At 67.9% G+C, this 24,756-nt stretch carries 23 protein-coding genes and 1 other RNA gene; 12 read left to right on the forward strand and 12 right to left on the reverse strand.

All coding sequences use genetic code 11. The features are described from left to right. Positions 1-2: 2 nt before the first annotated feature. A complete protein-coding gene (locus HWW87_RS06785; RefSeq protein WP_174388107.1) occupies positions 3-479 on the forward strand; it encodes a molybdenum cofactor biosynthesis protein MoaE in 477 nt (158 codons plus the stop codon). 62 nt (positions 480-541) lie between these two features. Here HWW87_RS06785 and HWW87_RS06790 read toward each other — a convergent pair whose 3' ends face one another. Then, positions 542-1,102 (reverse strand): group III truncated hemoglobin, encoded by a 561-nt coding sequence (locus HWW87_RS06790; protein ID WP_175819687.1) that lies wholly within the window; start codon positions 1,100-1,102, stop codon positions 542-544. A 242-nt stretch (positions 1,103-1,344) separates the two neighbouring features. On the opposite strand from HWW87_RS06790, the gene HWW87_RS06795 reads away from it, so the two are divergent. Together HWW87_RS06795 and clpB are read left to right on the forward strand one after the other, a co-directional pair. After that, positions 1,345-1,863 (forward strand): Rrf2 family transcriptional regulator, encoded by a 519-nt coding sequence (locus HWW87_RS06795; RefSeq protein ID WP_174388105.1) that lies wholly within the window; start codon positions 1,345-1,347, stop codon positions 1,861-1,863. A 157-nt stretch (positions 1,864-2,020) separates the two neighbouring features. After that, positions 2,021-4,618, forward strand: a complete 2,598-nt coding sequence (gene clpB, locus HWW87_RS06800; protein WP_175819688.1) for an ATP-dependent chaperone ClpB — start codon at positions 2,021-2,023, stop codon at positions 4,616-4,618. A gap of 127 nt (positions 4,619-4,745) precedes the next feature. Here the strand turns inward: clpB and HWW87_RS06805 are convergent, their stop codons facing one another. Further along, positions 4,746-5,177, reverse strand: coding sequence for a YidB family protein (locus HWW87_RS06805; protein ID WP_175819689.1), 432 nt, complete (start codon positions 5,175-5,177; stop codon positions 4,746-4,748). Positions 5,178-5,265: 88 nt separating this feature from the next. Beyond that, complete coding sequence (locus HWW87_RS06810) at positions 5,266-5,877, reverse strand: helix-hairpin-helix domain-containing protein (RefSeq protein WP_175819690.1); 612 nt, start codon at positions 5,875-5,877, stop codon at positions 5,266-5,268. A gap of 285 nt (positions 5,878-6,162) precedes the next feature. Between HWW87_RS06810 and HWW87_RS06815 the strand changes: the two genes are divergently transcribed. Continuing rightward, on the forward strand, positions 6,163-6,624 hold the full coding sequence (locus HWW87_RS06815) for a MerR family transcriptional regulator (protein WP_175819691.1): 462 nt from the start codon (positions 6,163-6,165) through the stop codon (positions 6,622-6,624). Further along, a complete protein-coding gene (locus tag HWW87_RS06820; RefSeq protein WP_175819692.1) occupies positions 6,608-7,042 on the forward strand; it encodes a carboxymuconolactone decarboxylase family protein in 435 nt (144 codons plus the stop codon). Before HWW87_RS06815 ends, HWW87_RS06820 begins: the two co-directional genes overlap by 17 nt. 19 nt (positions 7,043-7,061) lie before the next feature. On the opposite strand, the gene HWW87_RS06825 is transcribed toward HWW87_RS06820, so the two are convergent. Next, complete coding sequence (locus HWW87_RS06825) at positions 7,062-8,981, reverse strand: sigma-54-dependent Fis family transcriptional regulator (RefSeq protein WP_175819693.1); 1,920 nt, start codon at positions 8,979-8,981, stop codon at positions 7,062-7,064. 535 nt (positions 8,982-9,516) lie between these two features. Between HWW87_RS06825 and HWW87_RS06830 the strand changes: the two genes are divergently transcribed. From HWW87_RS06830 to lipA, 6 genes are all read left to right on the forward strand, one after another. Further along, entirely contained in the window at positions 9,517-10,575 is a 1,059-nt protein-coding gene (locus HWW87_RS06830; protein ID WP_175819694.1) for an NAD(+)/NADH kinase, read from the forward strand. A 59-nt stretch (positions 10,576-10,634) separates the two neighbouring features. Further along, entirely contained in the window at positions 10,635-11,411 is a 777-nt protein-coding gene (locus tag HWW87_RS06835) for an SDR family NAD(P)-dependent oxidoreductase (RefSeq protein ID WP_175819695.1), read from the forward strand. A gap of 77 nt (positions 11,412-11,488) precedes the next feature. After that, on the forward strand, positions 11,489-12,472 hold the full coding sequence (locus HWW87_RS06840; protein ID WP_175819696.1) for a thiamine pyrophosphate-dependent dehydrogenase E1 component subunit alpha: 984 nt from the start codon (positions 11,489-11,491) through the stop codon (positions 12,470-12,472). A gap of 54 nt (positions 12,473-12,526) precedes the next feature. Next, positions 12,527-13,531 (forward strand): alpha-ketoacid dehydrogenase subunit beta, encoded by a 1,005-nt coding sequence (locus tag HWW87_RS06845; RefSeq protein WP_175819697.1) that lies wholly within the window; start codon positions 12,527-12,529, stop codon positions 13,529-13,531. Positions 13,532-13,535: 4 nt separating this feature from the next. Beyond that, positions 13,536-14,651, forward strand: coding sequence for an acetoin dehydrogenase dihydrolipoyllysine-residue acetyltransferase subunit (locus HWW87_RS06850; protein WP_175819698.1), 1,116 nt, complete (start codon positions 13,536-13,538; stop codon positions 14,649-14,651). A gap of 2 nt (positions 14,652-14,653) precedes the next feature. Beyond that, on the forward strand, positions 14,654-15,619 hold the full coding sequence (gene lipA / locus HWW87_RS06855) for a lipoyl synthase (RefSeq protein WP_175819699.1): 966 nt from the start codon (positions 14,654-14,656) through the stop codon (positions 15,617-15,619). Between the two features lie 11 nt (positions 15,620-15,630). Here the strand turns inward: lipA and HWW87_RS06860 are convergent, their stop codons facing one another. The 8 genes from HWW87_RS06860 to trxA form a co-directional block, all read right to left on the reverse strand. Beyond that, positions 15,631-16,998 carry an MATE family efflux transporter gene (locus HWW87_RS06860; protein ID WP_175819700.1) on the reverse strand — a complete coding sequence of 456 codons (1,368 nt, stop codon included), beginning with the start codon at positions 16,996-16,998 and terminating at the stop codon, positions 15,631-15,633. A 2-nt stretch (positions 16,999-17,000) separates the two neighbouring features. Further along, the gene (locus HWW87_RS06865; RefSeq protein WP_175819701.1) at positions 17,001-18,833 is read right to left on the reverse strand and encodes a glycosyltransferase family 39 protein; all 1,833 of its coding nucleotides are present in this window, start codon (positions 18,831-18,833) and stop codon (positions 17,001-17,003) included. A 143-nt stretch (positions 18,834-18,976) separates the two neighbouring features. Beyond that, positions 18,977-19,243 carry a type B 50S ribosomal protein L31 gene (locus tag HWW87_RS06870; protein ID WP_174390782.1) on the reverse strand — a complete coding sequence of 89 codons (267 nt, stop codon included), beginning with the start codon at positions 19,241-19,243 and terminating at the stop codon, positions 18,977-18,979. Between the two features lie 159 nt (positions 19,244-19,402). Continuing rightward, positions 19,403-20,236, reverse strand: coding sequence for a M90 family metallopeptidase (locus HWW87_RS06875; protein ID WP_059790754.1), 834 nt, complete (start codon positions 20,234-20,236; stop codon positions 19,403-19,405). A gap of 38 nt (positions 20,237-20,274) precedes the next feature. Next, positions 20,275-21,831: an MFS transporter gene (locus HWW87_RS06880; protein ID WP_175819702.1), complete on the reverse strand. Its 1,557-nt coding sequence runs from the start codon at positions 21,829-21,831 to the stop codon at positions 20,275-20,277. Then, positions 21,828-22,328: a MerR family transcriptional regulator gene (locus tag HWW87_RS06885; RefSeq protein WP_175819703.1), complete on the reverse strand. Its 501-nt coding sequence runs from the start codon at positions 22,326-22,328 to the stop codon at positions 21,828-21,830. The genes HWW87_RS06880 and HWW87_RS06885 overlap by 4 nt, the downstream gene beginning before the upstream one ends. 128 nt (positions 22,329-22,456) lie before the next feature. Continuing rightward, the gene (gene rho, locus HWW87_RS06890; RefSeq protein ID WP_006478662.1) at positions 22,457-23,719 is read right to left on the reverse strand and encodes a transcription termination factor Rho; all 1,263 of its coding nucleotides are present in this window, start codon (positions 23,717-23,719) and stop codon (positions 22,457-22,459) included. Between the two features lie 194 nt (positions 23,720-23,913). Continuing rightward, positions 23,914-24,240 carry a thioredoxin TrxA gene (gene trxA / locus HWW87_RS06895; protein ID WP_006402348.1) on the reverse strand — a complete coding sequence of 109 codons (327 nt, stop codon included), beginning with the start codon at positions 24,238-24,240 and terminating at the stop codon, positions 23,914-23,916. Between the two features lie 391 nt (positions 24,241-24,631). Here trxA and ffs point away from each other — a divergent pair. Then, positions 24,632-24,730, forward strand: an RNA gene (gene ffs, locus HWW87_RS06900) — signal recognition particle sRNA small type. The last annotated feature ends 26 nt before the right edge of the window (positions 24,731-24,756 follow it).

Here is a 24,756-nt window from a genome sequence, read left to right on the forward strand (position 1 = left end):
CGATGGCAACGGTACGAGTCCAGACCGACGATTTCGATCTGAATGCCGAAGTGGCGGCATTGCGTGCGCGCAACCCGAAGATCGGTGCGGTCGCGTGCTTCGTCGGCACGGTGCGCGACCTGAACGAAGGCGATGCGGTCGCCGCGATGGAACTCGAGCACTATCCGGGAATGACCGAGAAGGCGCTCGAGAAGATCGCGGCCGAGGCCGGCCGGCGCTGGCCGGGCATCGACGTCGCGATCGTGCATCGCGTCGGCAGGCTGCTGCCGCTCGACCAGATCGTGATGGTCGCGACGGTCGCGTCGCACCGCGGCGACGCGTTCGCGTCGTGCGAGTTCGTGATGGACTATCTGAAGACCGAAGCGCCGTTCTGGAAGAAGGAAACGACGCCGGACGGCGAGCGCTGGGTCGATGCGCGCAGTACCGACGACGCCGCGCTCGCGCGCTGGGGCGTCGAGTCGGGCAACACGCCGCGCTGAGCGCGGCGCGCGGACGATGCGGCGATGTGCCGCATGCGCGCCGTCGTCGCGCGTGACGGGCGTTACGCGTCCGGGTCGACGCTGCGCCCGATGATCTTGGTCGGAAACGGCTCGCCGCGGGCGCGCGACGGCAACGCGTGCGGATCGTCGCCCGCGTCGCGGCGGCGCGGCGCGATCGCGTCGAGCAACGCCTGCTGCTCGGGCGGAATCCGGTAGTCCCAACCGAACCGGCTCAACTGCAGGCTCTGCGCGATCCGCAGTGCGGGCTCCATGAAACGGATCGCCGCGGGCGGCGCGTAGCGCGCCTCGACGGTCTTCAGGAACAGCGACAGCCAGCGGCTGAAATGGGCCGGCTCGATCCCGTCGAGCGGCTGGTGCGCCTGCTGCACGTTGCCGCGATAGCCCTTGGTGCCGAGCACGAGGCTCGACCAGAACGTCACCATCTTCGGCAGATGATCGTCCCAGCGGCCGGCCAGCTTCGCGTCGAACACGGGCCCGAGCAGCGGATCGGCGCGCACGCGGTCGTAGAACGCGTAGACGAGATCGCGGATGTTGTCTTCGGTCGGCTCGGCGTCGCGGGGGCGGGCCGGTGCGAGTTCGGGTGAGGCGGGCAGGGCAGTCATGACAAAAAGGGGCCGGTGGATCGGGGCGGCGGCGCGGGCGACGCGCAGGACGCCGGCCGGATTTTGACGCAAAATAGCGTCCTGTAACCCCTGGAAAACGTGTAAATATCACGCATCTTATTGTGCGCACGCGATCCCGGCAACCTGGGGCTGTGCCACGGCACCCTCCATCGGCCCTGCACGCATCGCGATCCGCCCGGCTCACGTCATCGGGGCACGATCGATCTTTTCCGTATTCGCTCATGAGACTCACCGACTACACCGACTATTCGTTGCGCGTGATGCTGTACCTGGCCGTGCGCGGCGAGGGGCTGGCGACGATCCAGGAGATCTCGGACGCCTACGGCATCTCGAAGAACCATCTGATGAAAGTCGTCCAGCAGCTCGGCGAGCTGGGCTGGGTCGACACCGTTCGCGGCCGCAACGGCGGGTTGCGGCTGTTTGCCGATTCGCTGCAACTGACGGTCGGCCAGGTCGTGCGGGCGACCGAAAACGACTTCGCGCTGGTCGGCTGCTTTTCGCCCGACGGCGGCGAGTCGCGCGGCTGCGTGATCGAGCCGCAGTGCCGGCTGAAGGGCGTGCTGGCGGCCGCGCGCGATGCGTTCTTCGCGGAACTCGATCGTCACACGCTCGGCGAACTGGCCGAGCCCGCCTCGCCGCTCGCGGCGCTGCTCGGCATCCGTCCGGTCGCGCTCGTGCGGGCCGCGCCGGTGCCGGACGACGCGCCGGCCGCCGCCGAGCCGTCGTCCAAGGCCCACTGACACGCAGGCGCTGCGCACCGCACGCCCATCCCAGCACGCCGCCGGACCGTTCTCAGGCGATCCGGCAATTTTTGCGCTGAATCAACCCGAATTTCGCTTGAAAGCCGCATAACCATCCTCATCTTGGTGTTAATCGAAAATTGGAGGTCTCGACTAAATGAGAATCGACAAGCTCACCACCAAGTTCCAGGAAGCACTCGCGGACGCGCAAAGCCTTGCGGCAGGCCGCGACAATCAATACATCGAACCCGTTCACGTACTCGCGGCGCTGGTCGCGCAGCAGGACGGTTCGGCCCGCTCGCTGATGTCGCGCGCGGGCGTTCACGTGCAGGCGCTGCAAGGCGCGCTGAACGAAGCCATTTCGCGCCTGCCGCAAGTGACGGGCACGGGCGGCGACATCCAGATCGGCCGTGAGTTGGCCGGGCTGCTGAACCAGGCCGACAAGGAAGCGCAGAAGCTCAACGACACGTTCATCGCGAGCGAGATGTTCCTGCTCGCCGTGTCCGACGACAAGGGCGACGCCGGCAAGCTCGCGCGTCAGCACGGCCTCACGCGCAAGGCGCTCGAAGCCGCGATCGCCGCGGTGCGCGGCGGCTCGCAGGTGCACAGCCAGGATGCGGAAAGCCAGCGTGAAGCGCTGAAGAAATACACGGTCGACCTGACCGAGCGCGCCCGCGCGGGCAAGCTCGATCCGGTGATCGGCCGCGACGACGAAATCCGCCGCTCGATCCAGATCCTGCAGCGCCGCACCAAGAACAACCCGGTGCTGATCGGCGAGCCGGGCGTCGGCAAGACCGCGATCGTCGAAGGGCTCGCGCAGCGGATCGTCAACGGCGAAGTGCCCGAGACGCTGAAGGGCAAGCGCGTGCTGTCGCTCGACATGGCCGCGCTGCTCGCCGGTGCGAAGTATCGCGGCGAGTTCGAGGAACGCCTGAAGGCCGTGCTCAACGACATCGCGAAGGACGAAGGCCGGACGATCGTCTTCATCGACGAGATCCACACGATGGTCGGCGCGGGCAAGGCCGAAGGCGCGATGGATGCGGGCAACATGCTGAAGCCGGCGCTGTCGCGCGGCGAGCTGCACTGCATCGGTGCGACCACGCTCGACGAATACCGCAAGTACATCGAGAAGGATGCCGCGCTCGAACGCCGCTTCCAGAAGGTGCTCGTCGACGAGCCGAGCGTCGAGGCGACGATCGCGATCCTGCGCGGGCTGCAGGAGAAGTACGAACTGCACCACGGTGTCGACATCACCGATCCGGCGATCGTCGCCGCGGCCGAGCTGTCGCATCGCTACATCACCGACCGCTTCCTGCCCGACAAGGCCATCGACCTGATCGACGAAGCCGCTTCGAAGATCAAGATGGAAATCGATTCGAAGCCCGAAGAGATGGACAAGCTCGACCGTCGACTGATCCAGCTGAAGATCGAGCGCGAAGCCGTGAAGAAGGAGCAGGACGAAGCGTCGCAGAAGCGCCTGCAGCTGATCGAGGAAGAGATCGAACGCCTCGGCCGCGAGTATTCGGATCTCGAAGAGATCTGGACCGCCGAGAAGGCGGCGGTGCAGGGCAGCGCGCAGCTCAAGGAAGAGATCGAGAAGGTGCGGGCGGACATTGCGCGGCTGCAGCGTGAAGGCAAGCTGGAGAAGGTCGCCGAGCTGCAGTACGGCAAGCTGCCGCAGCTCGAGGCACAGCTGAAGCAGGTCACGCAGGCGGAAGAGCAGGAGCAGCACAACCCGACGCGCCCGCGCCTGCTGCGCACGCAGGTCGGCGCCGAGGAAATCGCGGAAGTCGTGTCGCGTTCGACGGGCATTCCCGTGTCGCGGATGATGCAGGGCGAACGCGAGAAGCTGCTGCACATCGAGGAAAAGCTGCACGAGCGCGTGGTCGGCCAGGACGAGGCGATCAGCGCGGTGGCCGACGCGATCCGTCGTTCGCGCGCGGGTCTCGCCGATCCGAACCGTCCGTACGGCTCGTTCCTGTTCCTCGGCCCGACGGGTGTCGGCAAGACGGAGCTGTGCAAGGCGCTGGCGTCGTTCCTGTTCGACTCGGAAGAGCACCTGATCCGCATCGACATGAGCGAGTTCATGGAGAAGCACAGCGTCGCGCGGCTGATCGGCGCGCCGCCGGGCTATGTCGGCTACGAGGAAGGCGGCTACCTGACGGAAGCCGTGCGCCGCAAGCCGTACAGCGTGATCCTGCTCGACGAGATCGAGAAGGCGCATCCGGACGTGTTCAACGTGCTGCTGCAGGTGCTCGACGACGGTCGCATGACCGACGGGCAGGGGCGTACGGTCGACTTCAAGAACACGGTGATCGTGATGACGTCGAACCTCGGCTCGCAGGTGATCCAGGCGATGACGGGTGCGCCGCAGGACGAGATCAAGGACGCGGTGTGGCTCGAGGTGAAGCAGCATTTCCGCCCCGAGTTCCTGAACCGGATCGACGACGTCGTCGTGTTCCATGCGCTCGACCGCAGCAACATCGAGTCGATCGCGAAGATCCAGCTCGCGCGCCTGCACGACCGGCTCGCGAAGCTCGACATGGCGCTCGACGTGTCGCCGGCGGCGCTCGAACAGATCGCGAAGGTCGGCTACGATCCGGTGTTCGGCGCGCGGCCGCTGAAGCGCGCGATCCAGCAGGAGATCGAGAACCCGGTCGCGAAGCTGATCCTCGCCGGCCGCTTCGGTCCGAAGGACGTGATTCCGGTCGACGTCAACGACGGCACGTTCGTGTTCGACCGCGTCGTGCACTGAGCGCCGTTGATCGACGCATGCCTGGTTCGCGCCCGGTTCACGCCGGGCGCGCAAAAACAAACACCCCGCCTCGGCGGGGTGTTTGCTTATGGAGCGGCCGAACGGGCCGTCCGGTCGCGGCGGGCGCTCAGGCCTGCTTGTTGCCGCCGAACATGCCGGCGAGCTGCGTGAGCGTGCCGAGCACGTTCGACGTATCGATCTGACCGCCGGCCGGCACTTCGCCGTTCGGCGTCGCGCCGTTGACGACGTGCGGCAGCACCTGCGCGAGGATCGACGAGGCCTGCGACGGATCGATGCCGACCTTGCTCGCGAGCGAGCCGACGATGTCCGAGCCGAGCACGTTCTGCAGCGTGTCCGGCGAGATCGGCTGGTTTTCGCCGGTGCCGACCCACGAACCGATCACCTCGCCGGCGCCGCCGGCCTTGAACTTCTCGATCAGCCCGTTCAGGCCGCCCGGCTGGTTGTTGATGAATTCGAGCGCGGTGGTGATCAGCGCGCTTTGCGAGTTGCCGCCGGCCTGGCCGCCGATCAGACCGCCAACGATGTCGAGGAGACCCATGGTTCTTCACCTTCACTGAAAAGGGCGCCGTGACGACGGCGCCCGTTGAACGAATGCCGCGCGCACGCCGTCGCGCGCGCGGCGCACATCAGGCGCCCGACGCCGCGGCGGCGGAGGCTGCCTTGTCCTTCTTGCTCTTCTTCTTCGAACCCTTCGTCGCCTTCGTGGACGACGCGGCCGCCGGTGCGCTCGCACCCGCGTCGGCGGATGCCGCGGCAGCCGCTGCCGCCTTTTCCTTCTTCGATGCGCGCTTGGTCTTGGCCGGCTTGGCGGCCGCTTCCGGTGCGCTCGCCGCCGGCGCGGGCGCCGCGGTCGTCGTGCCGGCCGTCGCGGCCGTGGACGTCGATGCGGTGCCTGCCGACGTCGTGGTCGACGGGGTCGCCGACGTCGTCGCGGCCGGCTTCGACAGCTTCACGCCCTTCGGCGGCGTCGACGCGCCGCCGATCGTCAGGCCGTTTTCCTCGAGATGCCCGACCGACTTGGTACCGAGGCCCTTCACGCGGTTCGCGAGATCGTCGGCGTCCTTGAACGGGCCGTTCTTGGTGCGTTCGTCGATGATCGCCTTCGACTTCACGGGCCCGAGACCCTTCACGGATTCGAGCGCGGCCTGGTCAGCCGTGTTGACTTCGACGGCCGCGGCAAGGCCGGCGGCGAGCGACAGCGATAGCGCGACGAACAGCATCAGCAGCTTTTTCAGCATGGCAAAGGCTCCCTGGTTCTGACGGATGAATGACCGTTGTAACGGACGACGGGGCGCGAGGTGGCCGGGCGTCGCCGTTAAGCATAGGACAAATGCGTGCCCTTTTTGAGACAGGCTGACCGAATCTTGCTGAAGGCTTGCGGTGCTGTAAAGGCCGAAACCGGCGCCGGGCGCCGATTTTGACCATTCTTTACGGTGTTGCCGGGTATCGCGGGGAAACGCGACGCTGGCCGTTCGACAACGCTTGACTTAGAGTGAACTCTAACTCCTAACCTTGTTCCTGCCATGTCGAAAACCGTATCCCAACCCACCGCCGCCGGTCCGCTGACGATCGGGCAAGTCGCCGAACGGACGGGCGTGTCGACGCATACGTTGCGGTATTACGAGCAGGCCGGCCTGCTGCGCGCGATTTCGCGCACGGCGGCCGGGCACCGGCTCTATGCGCCGGCCGACCTTGACTGGCTGGCCTTCGTGATGCGCCTGAAGGCGACCGGCATGCCGATCGCGCAGATGCAGGCGTTCGCGGTGCTGCGCGAGCAGGGCGAGTCGACGTTCGGCGCGCGGCGCGACTTGCTGGTCGCGCATCGCGACGCGGTGCGCGCGCATATCGCGGAGCTGCAGGCGAGCCTCGATGCGATCGGCGACAAGATCGCGTACTACGAGGCGCAGGAACGGGAAACGGAACGACGGGCGAATCCTTCTCACTCTTTATCGGCACAGGACGGACACGATGGAACGACTCGTTGAAGATCGCTACACGCGCGGCTGGAACAAACTGAAGGAAATCGACGGCGAAGCGGGCGAACGCGTGATCGCGGCGCTGGCGCCGATCGCGCCGGACTTCGGGCGGCTCTTGGTCGAGTTCAGCTTCGGCGATATTTACAGCCGGCCGCAGCTCGACCTGAAGGCGCGCGAAATCGCGACGATCGCCGCGCTGGCCGCGCTCGGCAACGCGCAGCCGCAACTGAAGGTGCATATCGAGGGCGCGCTGAACGTCGGCTGCACGCGCGACGAGATCGTCGAGGTATTCATGCAGATGGCCGTGTATGCGGGGATGCCGGCCGCGCTCAACGCGCTGTTCGCCGCGCACGAAGTGTTCACGCGGCGCGACGAAGCGGCCGGCGTGGCGGACAACGCGAACGAAGCGGCCGGGCAGCCCGCATGACGAAGCGTGCGCCTGCGCGTCACGCGCGGTGCGGCGCGACGATCCGGTACTTCGCGATGCGCCGGTACAGCGTCGCGCGCGACATGCCGAGCGCGCTGGCGGCCGCGTCGGGCCGCCAGCGATGCGCGGTGAGCGCGGCGACGATGCGGCCGCGTTCGTCGTCGGGCAGCGCGCCCGCCGGGGCGCCGCCGAGTTGCGCGGCGAGGTCGGCCGGCAGGTCGCGCCGCGTCACGCGCGCGGCGTCGCACACCGCGCACGCATAGCGCAGCACGTTGCGCAGTTGCCGCACGTTGCCCGGCCATGGGTACGCGGCGAGCTGTTCGGCGAGCGTCGCGTCGAGCGTGAGCACGTGGCCGGTCGCCTGCGCTTCCTCGGCGAACACCGCGGCGATCACGTCGCGCACGTCCGCGCGTTCGCGCAGCGGCGGCAGGTCGAACGTCGCGCCGCTCAACCGGTAGTACAGATCTTCGCGGAACGTACCGTCGGCCACCATCCGCGCGAGATCGCGGTGGGTCGCGCAGATCACGTCGAGATCGACGCGCACGGGCGTATCGCTGCCGAGCGGCACGACTTCGCCGTCGGCGAGTACGCGCAGCAGGCGCGTCTGCAGCGCGAGCGGCATGTCGCCGATTTCATCGAGAAACAGCGTGCCGCCGTCGGCGAGCGCGATCTTGCCGCGCGCGCCGTGCTTGCGTGCGCCGGTGAACGCGCCGGCCGCATAACCGAACAGTTCGCTCTCGATCAGCGCTTCCGGCAGCGCGCCGCAGTTGACGGCGACGAATGGCCGCGTGCGCCGCGCGCCGGCGTCGTGGATCGCGCGGGCGAACACTTCCTTGCCCGCGCCGGTTTCGCCGAGCACGAGGATCGGCAGCCGCTTGCTCGCGACGCGCAGTGCGAGTTCGGCCTGTTGCGCGATGCGCGGGTCGCTGCTGTTCAGGAACGGCGTCAGCGCGCCGACGTGACGCGGCGCGGCGGTGCCCGGGCGGCGCGATGCGGCGCCGGGTTCGCGGCCGGCGCGCCGTAGCGGCGCACGCAGCCGCGCGTAGAGCGGGGCGCCGGTCGCGCGCAGCCGCAGCGCGACGATCGCATCGAGCCGCGCGGCGTCGCGCAGCGGCATCTCGGTCGCATCGAAGATCTCGTCGATATGGCGCGGCTCGCGCAGCGCCGGCAGCGCGTCGCGCGCGTGCCGGTTCGCGGCGACGATGTTGCCGCATTCGTCGAACGCGATCAGCCACTCCGGCTGCGCCTCGACGTAGTGACGGTTCGGATGTCCGAACAATATCCAGTGCTGCGCGGTGCTGTGCACGAAGTAGCCGTCCTCGATCAGTGCCGCGCTTTGCCGCACGAGCTGGTAGACGAGGCGCTGGCTGTCGCGGCCGTCCGGCGAATGCACGGCCGACGCATCGAGCACGCCGATCAGTTCGCCGCCCGGCGAGAAGATCGGCGCCGCGCTGCACGTGAGCGTCGTGAATGCCGCGCGAAAGTGATCGGTCTTGTGCACGGTGATCGGCGCGAGATCGGTCAGCACGCTCGCGACGCCGCAGGTGCCTTCCTCGCTTTCCGACCAGCACGAGCCGATGTGCAGCCCCGCATGACGGAAGTCGTTGCGGCGCTCGCGGTCGATCCGGTAGTCGATCGTCACGCCGTGCGCGTCGGTCAGCATCACGCAGTAGTCGGCCACGCGAATCATGTCGTGCAGCCGCGTCAGGCACTGGCCCGACGCACGCAGGAAGGCTTCTTCCTTGTCGCGCACTTCGCGCAGTTCCGCCGCGGTCAGCACGCGCGGGCCGATCGACGAAGCGGGGTCGAGACGGTAGCGTTCCAGCGACCGTTGCCACGACGACACGAGGCGCGTGGAATCGGCCGGCGCGGGCAGGCGTCCGGCGAGCGCGCCGAGTACACGGTCGGCGTGCTGGGCCTGGGGGACGGCATAGGGCATGGTCGGCTCCGGTTCCGGACGGCGGGGATGTCGCTGTTCTTGTAGCACATCCGGTCCGGCGGATCACATTGCATCGCAGCACGCGGCGCGCGTGAGACGGTCGTCTCACCGGTATCGCAGCGTGTCTCGCGCAGTTGAGACGGCCGCACGCGTGGCGTGCGGCCGTCGTCCGGCGGGGCGTTACATGCGCGGCGCCGCGCGAACGCAGGGTTTGCGGGCAGAACGCCGCGCATGCGCAGACGCCGCGACGATCGCGTCGTCGTATCGACGACGTGAGACGTCCCACTGAATTCAACGCGCGCCGCATCGTCACGGCCGCGCATCCCGAGCACGCGCATGCCCGCCGCACCAGTGCGGACGCGGGTTTCGCGGCCATCGTACGCACGATGGCACGCCGCTTGCAGAGATGATGGGCAAGCCGGCGCGATCGCGTCGGCGACGACGATCCGCCGCCCGTCGATGGCAGCGGACGAAACAGGCGGGGCCGACGCGCATGCCAATGCGCCGGCCCCGCCGACTGGATGGAGACAAACCCGTGACGACGCCCGTTACCGTCGGCGTGATCGCGAACCCCGCATCGGGGCGCGACATCCGCCGCCTCACGACGCATGCATCCGTGTTTCCGACCGCGGAGAAGGCGAACATGATCGTGCGCCTCCTGGCCGGCCTCGGCGCGATGGGCGTCGAGCGCGTGCTGACGCTGCGTGACCGCACGGGTATCGCGACGCTGCTGCTGCGCGCGATCGACACGCATCGTGCGGTCGCGCCGCACGAGCGCTGGCCCGAGGTCGAATTCGTCGACCTGCCGATCACCGATACCGTCGCCGACACGCAGGCTGGCGCCGCGTACCTGCACCGGATGGAGGTGTCGCTGATCGTCGTGCTCGGCGGCGACGGCACCCATCGCGCGGTGGCCGCGCATTGCGGCGCGACGCCGCTCGTCGCGCTGTCCACCGGCACCAACAACGCGTTTCCCGAACATCGCGAGGCGACCGTCGCCGGCGTCGCCGCAGGGCTCGCTGCGACCGGCGCCGTGCCGGCCGAGGTCGCGTTCGTGCGCAACAAGCGGCTCGTCGTGCGCTGCGTCGCGGGCGCGCAGCCGGGGCGCGAGGAGATCGCGCTCGTCGACGTGTGCGCCGCGCGGCAGCGCTTCATCGGCGCGCGCGCGATCTCCGGCTCCGACGACATCGACGCGCTCTACCTGACGTTCGCGGAACCGGACGGCATCGGCCTGTCCGCGCTCGGCGGCGCATGGGCGCCGCTCGAACGCAGCGCGCCGCACGGGCTCGCGATGCGCTTCGCGGAAGCCGGCAAGTCGGCCGGCACGCCGCTCGTCGCGCCGATCGCGCCGGGGCGCGTCGACCGCGTCGTGATGCGCAGTTGCGAGCGGCTCGAACCGGGCACGTGGCACGCGATTCCATTCGAGCGCGGCACGCTCGCGTTCGACGGCGAGCGCGAGATCGAGGTCGCGCGCGGCGATCGCTACGAGATTGCGCTCGACTGGCGCGGGCCGTTGACGGTCGACGTCGGCCGCACGCTGCGCTACGCATCGTCGCGGCAACTGCTGCGCGATGCCGGTGCGTGGCACGACTGATATATCGGTTTTACGAACGACGTTTCGCCATCCATAACGATCATCAAGGAGACATCGCCATGACAGCCCCACTCGAAGGACAGGTCGCCATCGTCACGGGCGGCGCGCGCGGCATCGGGCGCGGCATCGCGCTGACGCTCGCCGGCGCCGGTGCCGACATCCTGCTGGCCGACCTGCTCGACGACGCGCTCGACGCCACCGCACGCGAGGTGCGCGCGCTCGGTCGCCGAGCGGCGATCGCGAAGGTCGACGTCACGCAGGCCGCGCAGGTCGACGCGATGGTCGCGCAGGCGCTCGCCGACCTCGGCGGTCTCGACATCCTCGTGAACTGCGCGGGCGTGATCAGCATTCATCCGGTCGCCGAACTGAACGAGCGCGACTGGGATTTCGTGATGGACGTGAACGCGAAGGGCACGTTCCTCGGCTGCCGGGCGGCACTGGCTCACCTGAAGGCACAGGGGCGCGGCCGGATCATCAACGTCGCGTCGATCGCGGGCAAGGAAGGCTTTCCGAATCTCGCGCATTACAGCGCATCGAAATTCGCGGTCGTCGGCTTCACCAACGCGCTGGCGAAGGAGCTTGCGCGCGACGGCGTGACAGTCAACGCGATCTGCCCCGGCATCGTCCGTACCGACATGTGGGACCGGCTGTCCGACGAATGGAAGACCGACGGCGAATCGGTCGAGGAATCGTGGCAGCGGCACCAGTTGACGCTGATTCCGCAGGGCCGCGCGCAGACGCCGGAAGACATGGGCCGGCTCGCGCTGTTCTTCGCGACGATGGACAACGTGACGGGCCAGGCCGTGAACGTCGACGGCGGCTTCACGTTCCACTGACGGCCACAGGCCGTGCAATCCGCCGCCGCGGTATGGCCGGGGCGGCATTCGCAGTCAGACCTACCCAGGAGACATACATGACCGCTTCGACACAGCTCAGCAGGGACACGCTGCTGGACGCCTATCGGCTGATGCGCACGATCCGCGAATTCGAGGAACGCCTGCACGTCGAATTCGCGACCGGCGAGATACCGGGCTTCGTTCACCTGTATGCGGGCGAGGAGGCGTCCGCTGTCGGCACGATGCTGCACCTCGGCCTCGACGACTACGTGGCCACCACCCACCGCGGCCACGGCCACTGCATCGCGAAGGGCGTCGACGTGCACGGGATGATGGCCGAGATCTACGGCAAGAAGACGGGCGTCTGCCACGGCAAGGGCGGCTCGATGCACATCGCCGACCTGTCGATGGGGATGCTCGGCGCGAACGGGATCGTCGGCGCGGGCGGCCCGCTCGTGTGCGGCGCGGCGCTTGCGGCCAAGCACAAGAAGACGGGCGGCGTCGGCGTGTGCTTCTTCGGCGACGGCGCGTCGAACCAGGGCGTGATCTTCGAATCGATGAACCTCGCGTCGGTGTGGCGGCTGCCCGCGATCTTCGTCGCCGAAAACAACGGCTATGCGGAAGCGACGTCGTCGAGCTGGTCGGTCGCGACCGACAACATCGCCGATCGGGCGAACGGGTTCGGGATGCCGGGCGTGATCGTCGACGGCTTCGACTTCTTCGCGGTGCACGAGGCGCTCGGCGAGGCCGTCGAACGTGCGCGCAACGGCGGCGGCCCGACGCTCGTCGAGGTGAAGTTGACGCGCTATTTCGGCCACTTCGAGGGCGATGCGCAAACCTACCGTGCGCCGGGCGAAGTGCAGAAGCTGCGCGACGAGAAGGACTGCCTGAAGCATTTCGAAACCCGCGTCGTGCGCGCCGAAGCGCTGACCACCGACGACCTGCGCGCGGTCGACGCCCAGGTGAAGGCGCTGATCGACGACGCGGTCGCGCAGGCGAAGGCGGCGCCGCTGCCGGATGCCGCCGACCTGCTGGCCGACGTCTACGTGTCGTATCCGTGAGCGCGGCCTGACCCAGCAGCCGGCACGGCGAACCGAACATTCCAGGAGACAGACATGGCAAGGAAGATCACTTATTCGCAGGCGATCAACGAGGCGCTCGCGCAGGAAATGGCGCGCGACGACAGCGTGATCGTGATGGGCGAGGACAACGCGGGCGGCGCGGGCGCGCCGGGCGAGGACGACGCATGGGGCGGCGTGCTCGGCGTGACGAAGGGGCTGTTCCACAAGTTTCCGGGCCGCGTGCTCGATACGCCGCTGTCGGAGGGCGGCTACATCGGCGCGGCGGTCGGCGCGGCCGCGTGCGGGATGCGGCCCGTCGCGGAACTGATGTTCATCGATTTCATGGGCGTGTGTTTCGACCAGATCTTCAACCAGGCGGCGAAATTCCGCTACATGTTCGGCGGCAAGGCCGTCACGCCGGTCGTGATCCGCGCGATGTACGGCGCGGGCCTGCGCGCGGCCGCGCAGCACTCGCAGATGCTCACGTCGCTGTTCACGCACATCCCGGGGCTGAAGGTCGTGTGCCCGTCGACGCCGTACGACGCGAAGGGGCTCTTGATCCAGGCGATCCGCGACAACGATCCCGTGATCTTCCTCGAACACAAGCTGCTCTATACGCGTGAGGGCGACGTACCGGAGGAATCCTACGCAATTCCGTTCGGCGAGGCGAACGTGATGCGCGACGGTGACGACGCGACGATCGTCACGTACGGCCGGATGGTGCATCTCGCGATGGACGCGGCCGCGAAGCTCGCGAAGGACGGCATCCAGTGCGACGTGATCGACCTGCGCACGACGTCGCCGCTCGACGAGGAAACGATCCTCGAAAGTGCGGCGCGCACCGGGCGCGTGGTGGTCGTCGACGAAGCGAACCCGCGCTGCTCGATCGCGACCGACATCGCCGCGCTCGTCGCGCAGCGCGCATTCCATTCGTTGAAGGCGCCGATCGAACTGGTCACCGCGCCGCATACGCCCGCGCCGTTCGCCGGCGTGCTGGAAGACCTGTATATCCCGTCCGCCGATGCGATCGCGCAGGCGGTACTCAAGACGAGGAGCTGACACGATGTCGATTCACATGATCACGATGCCCAAGTGGGGGCTGTCGATGGAGCAGGGGCAGGTCAACGGCTGGCTGAAGGCGATCGGCGAACGCGTGGCGAAGGGCGACGAGGTGCTCGACGTCGAGACCGACAAGATCTCGTCGGGCGTCGAATGCGCATTCGACGGCACGCTGCGCCGGCAGGTCGCGCAGGAGGGCGAGACGCTGCCCGTCGGCGCGCTGCTCGGCGTCGTCGCGGCCGCCGATGCGAGCGACGCCGACATCGATGCGGCGATCGCCGACTTTCAGCGCGATTTCGTGCCGAGCGCGGCTTCCGACGAGGCGGCCGGCCCGCAGCCCGAGAAGGCGCAGATCGGCGGCCGTACGATTCGCTTCCTGAAGCTGGGCGAGGGGTTGGGCACGCCGGCCGTGCTGATCCACGGCTTCGGCGGCGACCTGAACAACTGGCTGTTCAATCACGCGGATCTCGCCGCACACCGGCCGGTGTGGGCGCTCGATCTGCCCGGCCATGGCGAATCGGGCAAGGCGGTCGACACCGGCAGCCTCGACGAACTGGCCGACGCGGTGCTCGCGCTGCTCGATGCGCAGCACATCGAGCGCGCGCACCTGATCGGCCATTCGATGGGCGGCGCGGTCGCGATGACGGCGGCCGAGCGCGCGCCGCAACGCGTCGCATCGCTCACGCTGATCGCGAGCGCGGGGCTCGGCGCCGACATCAACCGCGCGTACATCGACGGCTTCGTCGCCGGCAACAGCCGCAACACGCTGAAGCCGCACCTCGGCGCGCTGTTCGCGGACGACGCGCTGGTCACGCGGCAGCTCGTCGAGGATCTCGTCAAGTACAAGCGGCTCGAAGGTGTGCCGGCCGCGCTGGAGAAGATCGCGCATGCCGTGTTCGACGGCGCGACCCAGCGCCGCGTGTTCCGTGAGCGCATCGCGTTGCTCGCGCCGCGCACGCTCGTGATCTGGGGCGAGCGCGACCAGGTGATTCCCGCGCAGCATGCGCAGGGCTTGCCGGACGGCGTGCGTGCCGAGGTGATCGCCGGCAGCGGGCACATGGTGCAGATGGAGGCGGCCGCCGACGTGAACCGCCTGATCGTCGCGTTCCTCGGAGACTGACGATGGCCGCCGCGCTCGAACGATCCAGCCTCACGGCGCTCGGCCAGCCCGGCGCGCGAAGTCGCGACAAGCTCGCGCGCATTCCGGTGCGCGTCGAGCCCGCGGCCGGCGCGGCGCTGCCGAAGCCGCCGTGGCTGCGCGCGCGGCCGATGATGAGCGCGGCGGTGGCCGACATGGCCGCCGTGCTGCGCGAGCATCGGCTGCATTCCGTCTGCGAGGAGGCGATGTGTCCGAACATCGGCGAATGCTTCGCGCAGCGCACCGCGACCTTCATGATCATGGGCGGGCTGTGTACGCGGCGGTGCCCGTTCTGCGATGTCGCGCACGGCCGTCCCGAGCCGCTCGATCCCGACGAGCCCGCGCGGCTGGCCGACGCGGCGGCGGCGCTCGGGTTGCGCTACGTCGTGATCACGTCGGTCGACCGCGACGACCTGCGCGACGGCGGCGCTGCGCATTTCGCCGCGTGCATCGCGGCGGTGCGCGCGAGCGTGCCGGGCATCGGCGTCGAGGTGCTGACGCCGGACTTCCGAGGCCGCGCGGCACGTGCGCTCGACGCGCTGTCGTCGGCGTGGCCCGACGTGTTCAACCACAACATCGAGACGGTGCCGTCGCTGTACCGGGCGGCGCGGCCGGGCGCCGACTATCGCGGCTCGCTCGAACTGCTCGCGCAGGCGAAGGCCGCGCGGCCGACGCTCGTGACGAAATCGGGATTGATGCTCGGGCTCGGCGAGCGCGACGACGAGGTGCGCGACACGCTGCACGACCTGCGCGCGCACGAGGTCGACGTGCTGACGCTCGGCCAGTATCTCGCGCCGTCAGCGCACCATTTGCCGGTGCGGCGCTACGTGAGCCCGGATGCGTTCGCCGCATGGCGCGACGAGGCGCTCGCGCTCGGTTTCAGGGAAGTCGTCGCCGGCCCGCTCGTGCGGTCGTCGTATCACGCGGCCGACGTGCTGGAGGACGCGTAGCGCGCCGCGCGTCAGGCCGCGGCCGCGGCCGCGGCGGTGGCGTGCGCGCGGCTGATGTGACGCAGGTACAGCACGAGCCCGGCGCCCGCCAGCATCAGGCTGACCGTGTTCGCGAACCAGAAGCCGCGCGCGCCGGTCAGCCACGTGGGTGCGATGCCGCCGACGTCGAAGCCGAGCAGGTAGCCGCCGCTGAGTCCGACGCCCCACAGCGCGACCGCATAGATCACGGTCGGCACGATCGCCACCTTGTACGCGCGCAGCACGAACGCCGACGTGACCTGCAGCGCATCGAACACGTGGTAGCACGCGACGATCGCGACGAGCGGCATCGCGGCCGCGGCGACGGCCGGGTTCGGCGTATAGCCGCCGATGATCAGCGGGCGCAGCGCGAACACGAGCACGCCGTAGGCGGCCGCAATGCCGCACGCGAACATCACGCTGTGCCGGCCGAGCAGCCGGGCTTCCTCGGCGCGTCCGGCGCCGAGCGCGCGCGCGACCAGCGTCGACGCCGCCACGCCGATCGACAGCGGCGTCATGTACAGCACCGCGCCGATGTTGCCGGCGATCTGGTGGCCGGCGAGCGTCGTCGTGCCGAACTGCGCGATGAACAGCGCCATGCACGTGTACGACGTGACCTCGATCAGGTACGACAGACCCATCGGCACGCCGAGCTTCAGGATCGCCTTCTGGCGCGCCCACACGGGCCAGCAGAAGCGCGAGAAGATCGCCAGCGGCGCGAACACGTCGAGCCTCGCGAGCAGCGTGTAGCCGATCAGCGCGAGCGCCCAGTTGATCAGCGTGCTGGCGAGCCCGCAGCCGGGGCCGCCGAGCGGCGGGACGCCGAAGCCGCCGAAGATGAACCACACGTTCAGCGGAAACTTGAGCAGCAGCGCGCCGATCTGCAGGATCATCGCGAGCCGCGGCTTGCCGGCCGCGTTGGTCAGCGCATTGTAGATACGGAATACGAGGCTGGCGGGCAGCCCGTACGACAGGATGCGCAGGTAGTCGACGGTCCGGTCGTGCAGCGCGGCGGGTGCGTGCGCGACGCGCAGCAGCGGTTCGGGAAAATGCAGCAGCAGGAAGCCGGGAATCGCGAGCAGCAGCGCGAGCCACAGCGCCTGGCGCACTTCCTCGCCGATCTCGGCATAGCGCCGCGCGCCGTACAGTTGCCCGGTGATCGGCTGCAGCGCGGACAGGATGCCGGTCAGGCCGATATAGATCGATACGTAGATCGACGAGCCGAGCCCGAGAGCGGCGAGATCGACGGCCGAGTAGCGGCCGACCATCGCGGTGTCGATCACGCCGAACGCGATGATCGCGAGCTGGCCGACCAGCACCGGCCACGCGAGACCGACGATCCGGCGGATGTCGCCGAACATCGTCAATCGGCCGCCCGGCGGCGCGGCGGACGCCGCTTGACGGGCGTCTTCGGCCGTTCGATGCGCTCGTACAGGCGGAAGCGCTCGTCGCGGTCGGCGACGCGGCGGCCTTCCCAGACGAGACGCCACACGTATTGCGACATCGCGCTCGGCTCGCCGAAGTCGGCGCGGTCCTGGCGCAGGATCACGTCGCAGTCGCCGGAGAAATCGAAGTGCATGTTGCCGAAGTACGCGAAGGTCGCGATCTGCGCGTCGCCGAGCCGCACCGGCGAAATGCACTCGTAGTCGGACGGCAGGTGCACGGCGATCTGTAGCGCGACATCGCGATAGGTGCGGCCGTAGTTGACGATCGGCAGCCACAGCGTCATCAGCAGCACCCACATCAGCGTGGTGCCCGCGCTCGACAGCACGACGCTGCGCCACAGCACCTTCGGCTGCCGCGAGACGCGCCAGCGCACGAGGAAGCACCAGCACACGGTGACGATCACCGCGCAGATGAACGACAGGATCTTGAAATGCGGCTCGTAGCCGGGCACGAGGCGCGCGAGGTTGCGCGCGAGCGGATGCGGGAAGCCGGTGAGCGATGCGAGCCACACCAGCCACACGAAGGTGCCGAGGATCGTGAAGCTCAGCACCGCGAACCAGTCGATCGCATTGATCGCACCGCGCTTGAGGGTCGGCAGCGCGAACGTCGCGAGCACCGCGAGCGGCGGCAGCAGCAGCATGTACATGCGGTTCGACTGCTGGCTTTGCAGGATCACGAGCGCGACGAGCGGCACGGCGACCGACAGCGGAATCGCGATGTGCGCACGGCGGCGCATGCCGGCCCAGCTCCACCACGCCCAGATCGCGAGCGGCCACGCGGGCCACGTGAACAGCGGCAGGTTCTTCGCCGCATAGCCGAGCACGGCCGTCGGCGGGCCCGAAAAGCGCATCAGGCTGCCGTGGATCCACTGGTTGAAGAACCACGCGGCGTCGTCCGGCGCCGCGACGAAGGCGGCGAGCGGCCACAGCGCGAAGATCGCGGCCGCGAGCGGCACGCCGACCAGCGGCAGGCGCAGGTTGCGCATCTCGGGCGTGACGAGCCACAGCGCGGCTGTGCCCGCGAGCAGCGCGACGACCAGCACCGGGTTGCCGGACAGCGCGACGAGGCCGATCGCGAGGCCCCACCACAATGCGCCTTGCAGCGGCTTGTCGATGCCGCGCACGATCCCGTATACGAGCATCGCGATCCACGCGAACTGCGCGAGCTGCGGCGTCGTTTCGTGCCCGCGTTCGGCGAGGCCGAAGCAGGCGACGAGCACCAGCAGCGCGCCGTCCGCGAGCGTGCGGCCATAGTCGCGCGGCTCGGGCTCGCCGCCGAATGCGTATTTGAACGGTTGAACCTCGGCGCGCCGGCCGAGCAGGTAGGCCGCGTACCAGACGAACGCGCACGCGAGACAGAACAGCACGCCGGTATCGACGCGCGACGCGTTGCTCGCGTCGACCCACGGGCCGAGGCCGCGGATCGACAGCGCGCCGAGCCAGTAGCCGAGCGGCGCGTCGGTCGTGATGAACTTGCCGACCAGGTTCGGCAGCAGCCAGTCGTGCCAGCCGCCCTTGGCCATCGTCCACATCACGCCGAAGCCCGCCGCGTCCTCGTTTTTCCACGGGTCGCGGCCGAACAGGCCGAACGCCGCGTAGACGAAGCAGAGCGTGAGCAGCAGCCAGCGCGGCAGCGCACGCGTGGCGGAGGCGGTGAGACGGACGACAGGCTTCATGCAGATGAGCGATTTGTTATGGGCGGGCGGCCGGCGCGATTGCGCGCGGTCGAGCCGGTTTCGAGCATCCGGCATTGTAGTCGCGCCCGCTGTTGTGCGTCAGGTCGTTTCCCGGGCGCCGGACGGCGCCTTTTGGGCGAGCAGAGACAAAAAAGGGCAGCCTGGGCTGCCCTTTCGTGCGGTACCGGTGCGTTGCCACCACCGGATCGGTGCAAAGCTTACTTTGCTACCGCCTTGCCGTTGGCGCGTGCGCCGAACTTGTTCTTGAACTTCTCGACACGGCCTGCCGTGTCCATGATCTTTTGCTGACCCGTGTAGAACGAGTGCGATTCCGACGACACTTCGATCTTGGCGAGCGGGTAGGTCTTGCCGTCGAGTTCGATGTTTTCGCGCGTCTGGATCGTCGAGCGCGTGATGAACTTGAAGCCGTTCGACATGTCTTGGAAGACGACTTCGCGGTAATTCGGGTGGATGCCTTCTTTCATGGTCTTTCCTTGGTGAGAGCGGTAGCCAACCCGCCGCTTGCCGTGCCGGCGTGCGCAAATTTGCGTATCACCAGACGACGCCAAGCCCGGCGCGAGCCACTTGCCTAAGGTCGAAAAACGGCGATTATGCCAGAAAATCAGACGGTTGACGAATAATTTTCATGGTGCGTCGAGCGCGCCGGTGCCGGCCGGATCCTGCCGGTAGTAGCGCGCGAGCAGCCGGTACAGCTCCGGAAATTCGGACTCGAACGCCTTCGGCCGCACGAACAGCGCCTCGCTGCACACCGCGAAGAATTCCGACGGGTGGTCGGCCGCATAGGGATCGATCAGCGAGTCCCGCTCGAAGCGCGCCCATGCGCGGTCCGGCACGGCGTCGACGCGCGCGCAGAACTGGTCGTATGCGTGTTCGAACACGTCGGCCCACGCCTGCGCGTCGAGGTGCGGCGCATGCCAGCGGCGAAACAGGGGCGGATAGCCGTCGGCCGCGCCGTTGACCATGTCGATCTTGTGCGCGAACTCGTGGATCACGACGTTGTACGCGTCCCGGCCGTCCGTCATCTGCGCGTCTTCCCACGACAGGATCACGGGGCCGCCTTCCCATGCCTCGCCGCTCGCATCCTGCTCGACTTCGTGGACGACGCCGTCCTCGTCCTGCACGGTCTTGCGGATCACGAATTCGCCCGGATACACGACGACGCCGACCCAGCCATCGTACAGCGACAGGTCGAGATTCAGCACGGGCAGGCAGGCCTGCGCGGCGATCGCGACGATCATCGCGTCGGTCAGCTCGAGCCCGTGCGCGGTCGAAAACGATTTTTTCGCGACGAACAGGCTCGTCAGCTCGCGCAGCCGGCCGAGCGCGTCGGGCGGCAGGGTAGCGAGGAACGGCAGGCGCTCGACGGTTTCGTGCCACAGCGCGTCGGGAATCGGGTGGCTGCGCAGCGCGCGGTCGCGGCGGCGGTCGTCGAACCAGCGGGTCAGTTTCGAAAGCATGGAGGCGGCGGACGAAAATCCAAAGCCTGTCTTTTAACTCAATCGATCTGTTTTTGCCATGCCGCGAAGAGGCCGCCGACGAGCGCGATGCCCGCGAGGAAGTAAAAGCCGTCGAGCGACGCGAGGAACGACGCCTGTTGCGCGACCATCCGCGCGATCGACGCGATCGCGAGGCCGTGCGCGTCATTCAGCGCGTAACCGGCTGCCGCATAGCTGCGCGTCAGCGCATCGACGGTCTGCTGGAACAGCGGATCGAACACGTTCGCGCGCTCGACGAGCCGCGTCTGGTGGACGGCCACCCGGTGCTGCTCGACGATGATCACCGACGAGGTCGCGAACGAGATCGTCAGTTGCCGCACGATGTTCTTCAGCCGGTAGCCATGCGTGTATTCGTCGATCGCGAAGATGCGGAACGTCAGGTTCGCGACCGGCAGCACGATGAACAGCAGCAGCAGCCCGCGCAGCAGCAGCGGGATGATCAGCGCGGCGTCGCCGACCTGCGGCGTCATCCGCGTCATCCACAGCGCAGCCGTGATCGCGATCGCGAACCCCGGCACGACGAACCATTTCTTGTGCGTGATGAACTTCGCATAGCGCAGGTACGCGAACAGCGCGGTGGCCGAGATCAGCGACATCGTGCCGACCAGGCGCCCGGCGTTCTCGACCGGATAGCCGAGCCCGCCCTCGAGAAACCGCGACGTCAGGTAACTGAAGCCCGTCGTCTCGTAGTAATAAAACATATAGAGCAGCAGCCCGATCTGGAACGTGCGCTCGCGAAACGCGTGCAGCCGCACGAGCGGCGTCGGGTGATGCCACTGGTGATACGCGAACCACGCGAGCGCGCCGAGCCCCGCGATCGTCAGCAGGATCAGCATCGGCGAGCCGCTGTAGAGCTGGTAATGCACCTGCTGCAGCACGATCTGCAGCGCCCCTTGCGCGAGCGCGAACACGACGTACGGCCAGAAGTGTCCGGAACCGCGTTCGTCGTCCGGCGTGCGGCCCGAATCGGGCAGCGTGAGCAGCGCAAGGATCGCGAACGCGATGCCGGCCGGCGCCGTGCACGCGAACAGTGCGCGCCACGTCGAATGCGCGACCAGCAGCCCGCCGACGATCGGCGCGAGCGCGCTGCCGAGCAGGATCATGATCAGGAACGCGCGCGTCGCGGGCGGCCGTTCCTGCGGCTTGAAGCTGATCTGGATCAGGATCCGGCACGCGCCCATCATCGGGCCGACGAAATAGCCTTGAAAGCCGCGCGCGAACGCGAGCTCCAGCGACGTGTCGGCCAGCGCCGCCGCGATCGCGCCGAATGAGAACATCAGCATGCAGCCCGCGACGTAGCGGCGATGGCCGAGCCGGTCGACCCACCATTGCTGCTGCAGGATGCCGAGCACGGCCGTGACCGCGTAGGCGCTCGACGACCATACGAGTTCGTCGGGCGACGCGTTGATGCCGCCCGCGATGTAGCTCGCGAAAAATGAGAAGACGGCGTTGTCGAAGTAGTCGAGGCCGGTGACGAGCGCGAGCGCCCATGGAAACAGGTCCGCGCGCAGGTTCGCGCGGCTCCACAGCGGCGGCGGCCCCGGCGCCGCGTTCATTCGCGATCCTTGCGTGCGCGCCGTGTGCCGGCTTCGGCCCGCCGCTGCGCGATCAGCGCATCGGCGTTTTCGCCGGCGAGGCGCCGCTCGACGTAGTCGATGTCGTGCTGCAACTCCTTGCGCAGCGCGACGGCTTCCTTCAGCTCGCGCTGGACGGCCGCGATCCGCCGGTCGAGCGTACCGATCTGCTCGGCGAGGCCGGCGCGGATGTCGCGCAGCGATGCCTCCGAATAGCGGCGCCGGCCGTCGCCCGTTTCTTCCAGCGGGCGCTTCAGCATTTCGGTGATGCCGTGCAGCGAGAAGCCGAGCGCGCGCAGCCGCAGGATGCGCGCGAAGCGCTCGAGGTCGGCTTCGTCGTAGAGGCGGTAGCGGCCTTCGCTGCGCGACGGCGTGACGAGCCCGCGCTCTTCGTAATACTTGAGCGTGCGCGGCGTGACGCCGAGCCGCGACGCGGCGTCGCTGACGGTCAATAGCGGGGTGGAGGCATCGTTCGGCATCGGGTGCGGGGGATTCGGCGGGACAATGGCGCGATTATAGATCAACCTGTACGTTCACGTTCAGGTTGGAATCGAAAAACGGCCGCCGGGCAGGATGCGCAGGCGGCCGTGTTGCGGAGCGAGGGCGATCAGCCGCCGCGGCGCATCAGGTCGAAGAACTCGGAGTTGCTCTTCGTCTGGCGGATCTTGTCGAGCAGGAATTCCATCGCCTCGACTTCGTCCATGTCGTGGATGAACTTGCGCAGCACCCAGATCTTTTGCAGGATCTCGGGCTTGATCAGCATTTCCTCGCGGCGCGTGCCCGACTTGTTCAGGTTGATCGACGGGTACACGCGCTTTTCCGCGAGACGGCGCTCGAGGTGCACTTCCATGTTGCCGGTGCCCTTGAACTCTTCGTAGATCACGTCGTCCATGCGGCTGCCGGTTTCGATCAGCGCGGTGCCGATGATCGTCAGCGAGCCGCCTTCCTCGATGTTGCGCGCCGCGCCGAAGAAGCGCTTCGGGCGCTGCAGCGCGTTCGCGTCGACACCGCCCGTCAGCACCTTGCCCGACGCCGGGATCACGGTGTTGTACGCACGCGCGAGACGCGTGATCGAGTCGAGCAGGATCACGACGTCGTGCTTCATTTCGACGAGGCGCTTGGCCTTCTCGATCACCATTTCGGCGACCTGCACGTGGCGCGTGGCCGGTTCGTCGAACGTCGAGGCGATCACTTCGCCGGCGACCGAGCGCTGCATTTCGGTCACTTCTTCCGGACGCTCGTCGATCAGCAGCACGAACAGGATCACGTCCGGGTGGTTCTGCTTGATCGCGTGCGCGATGTGCTGGAGCATCACGGTCTTGCCGGACTTCGGCGACGCGACGAGCAGGCCGCGCTGGCCCTTGCCGATCGGCGCGATCATGTCGATGATGCGGCCCGTGACGTTTTCCTCGCCGCGCATTTCGCGTTCGAGCGACAGCGGCTTGTTCGGGTGCAGCGGCGTGAGGTTCTCGAACATGATCTTGTGTTTCGAGGCCTCGGGCGGCTGCCCGTTGACTTTGTCGACCTTCACCAGCGCGAAGTAGCGCTCGCCGTCCTTCGGCGTGCGGACTTCACCTTCGATGGTGTCGCCGGTGTGCAGGTTGAAGCGGCGGATCTGCGACGGGCTGATGTAGATGTCGTCGGTGCTCGCGAGGTACGACATTTCCGGCGAGCGCAGGAAGCCGAAGCCGTCCGGCAGCACTTCGAGCGTGCCGTCACCGAAGATCGTCTCTCCCGTCTTGGCGCGCTTTTTGAGAATGGCAAACATCAACTCCTGCTTGCGCAGGCGGTTCGCGTTTTCGATCTCCAGGCCATTGGCCATTTCGATCAGTTCGGACACGTGCAGAGACTTGAGCTCGGATAAATGCATACGGAGAACCCGCCAGGGAGGAGAAGCGACGAAAGAAAATAAGGGAGGAGGGCGAGCGGAAGCGCTCAGAGACTTAATGCGTCTTGTCGACGTTTTTTAATTCTAGCATAGGCCGATTCGCGCTTGAGCGAGCGATCGGCGGCTTGACGACGGACGTGTTGCCGACTGACAACACGTCCGCGGAACTGCCGGTATTACAGGTGGCTGTCCAGGAATGCGGTGAGCTGCGACTTCGACAGCGCGCCGACCTTCTGCGCGGCGGCCGCGCCGTTCTTGAACAGGATCAGCGTCGGGATGCCGCGCACGCCGAATTTCGCGGGCGTGGCCTGGTTGTCGTCGACGTTGATCTTCGCGATCTGCAGCTTGTCGCCGTAGTCCTTCGCGACTTCGTCGAGGATCGGGGCGATCATCTTGCACGGGCCGCACCATTCGGCCCAGAAATCGACGAGCACGGGCTTGTCGGACTTGACGACGTCCTGTTCGAACGATGCGTCGCTGATGTGTTTGATCTGTTCGCTCATTGGGTCAATACCTCTTACGGTTCGGGGACTGCCTGCTTGCGCGTTGCGGCGTACCGGCCGCCGTAGGCTGCCGGCCGCTGCGGCAGGTCACTCCGCCTTTCCGGAAGGGAGGGGCGTAAGCGCTGCATGCCGCGGCTCGCGGGTCGTTCGGGCGTCATATTAGCCTAAATTGCTATCTGCTGCGGGCGGCGATAGTAGCCGCTACGCGAGTAGGGGTACGACGCGACGTTCGACCGTCGTGCCATGCAGGTGGAGGCCGGTCCGCCAATTACAAGGGGGCGGGCCGCATACAGCGCGTGCGAAGGGGCGACGCGCCGGTTTGCCCGGCGATATTCGCATTGATGCGAACAAACGGTCGCATTCGTCCGGAAGCGGTGATAGAATATGCCGTGACGGGCCTCCTCGCATGGTGGGGCGGTGAACCTGGTCAGGTCGGGAACGAAGCAGCCACAATCGTTTTCTGCCAGTGCCGAGGGTTGGGCTCGTCACCTTCCTTCTCGCCCCGTTCGCAGGGCG

The sequence above is a fragment of the Burkholderia sp. BCC0419 genome (assembly GCF_902830285.1).
Lineage (GTDB): Bacteria > Pseudomonadota > Gammaproteobacteria > Burkholderiales > Burkholderiaceae > Burkholderia.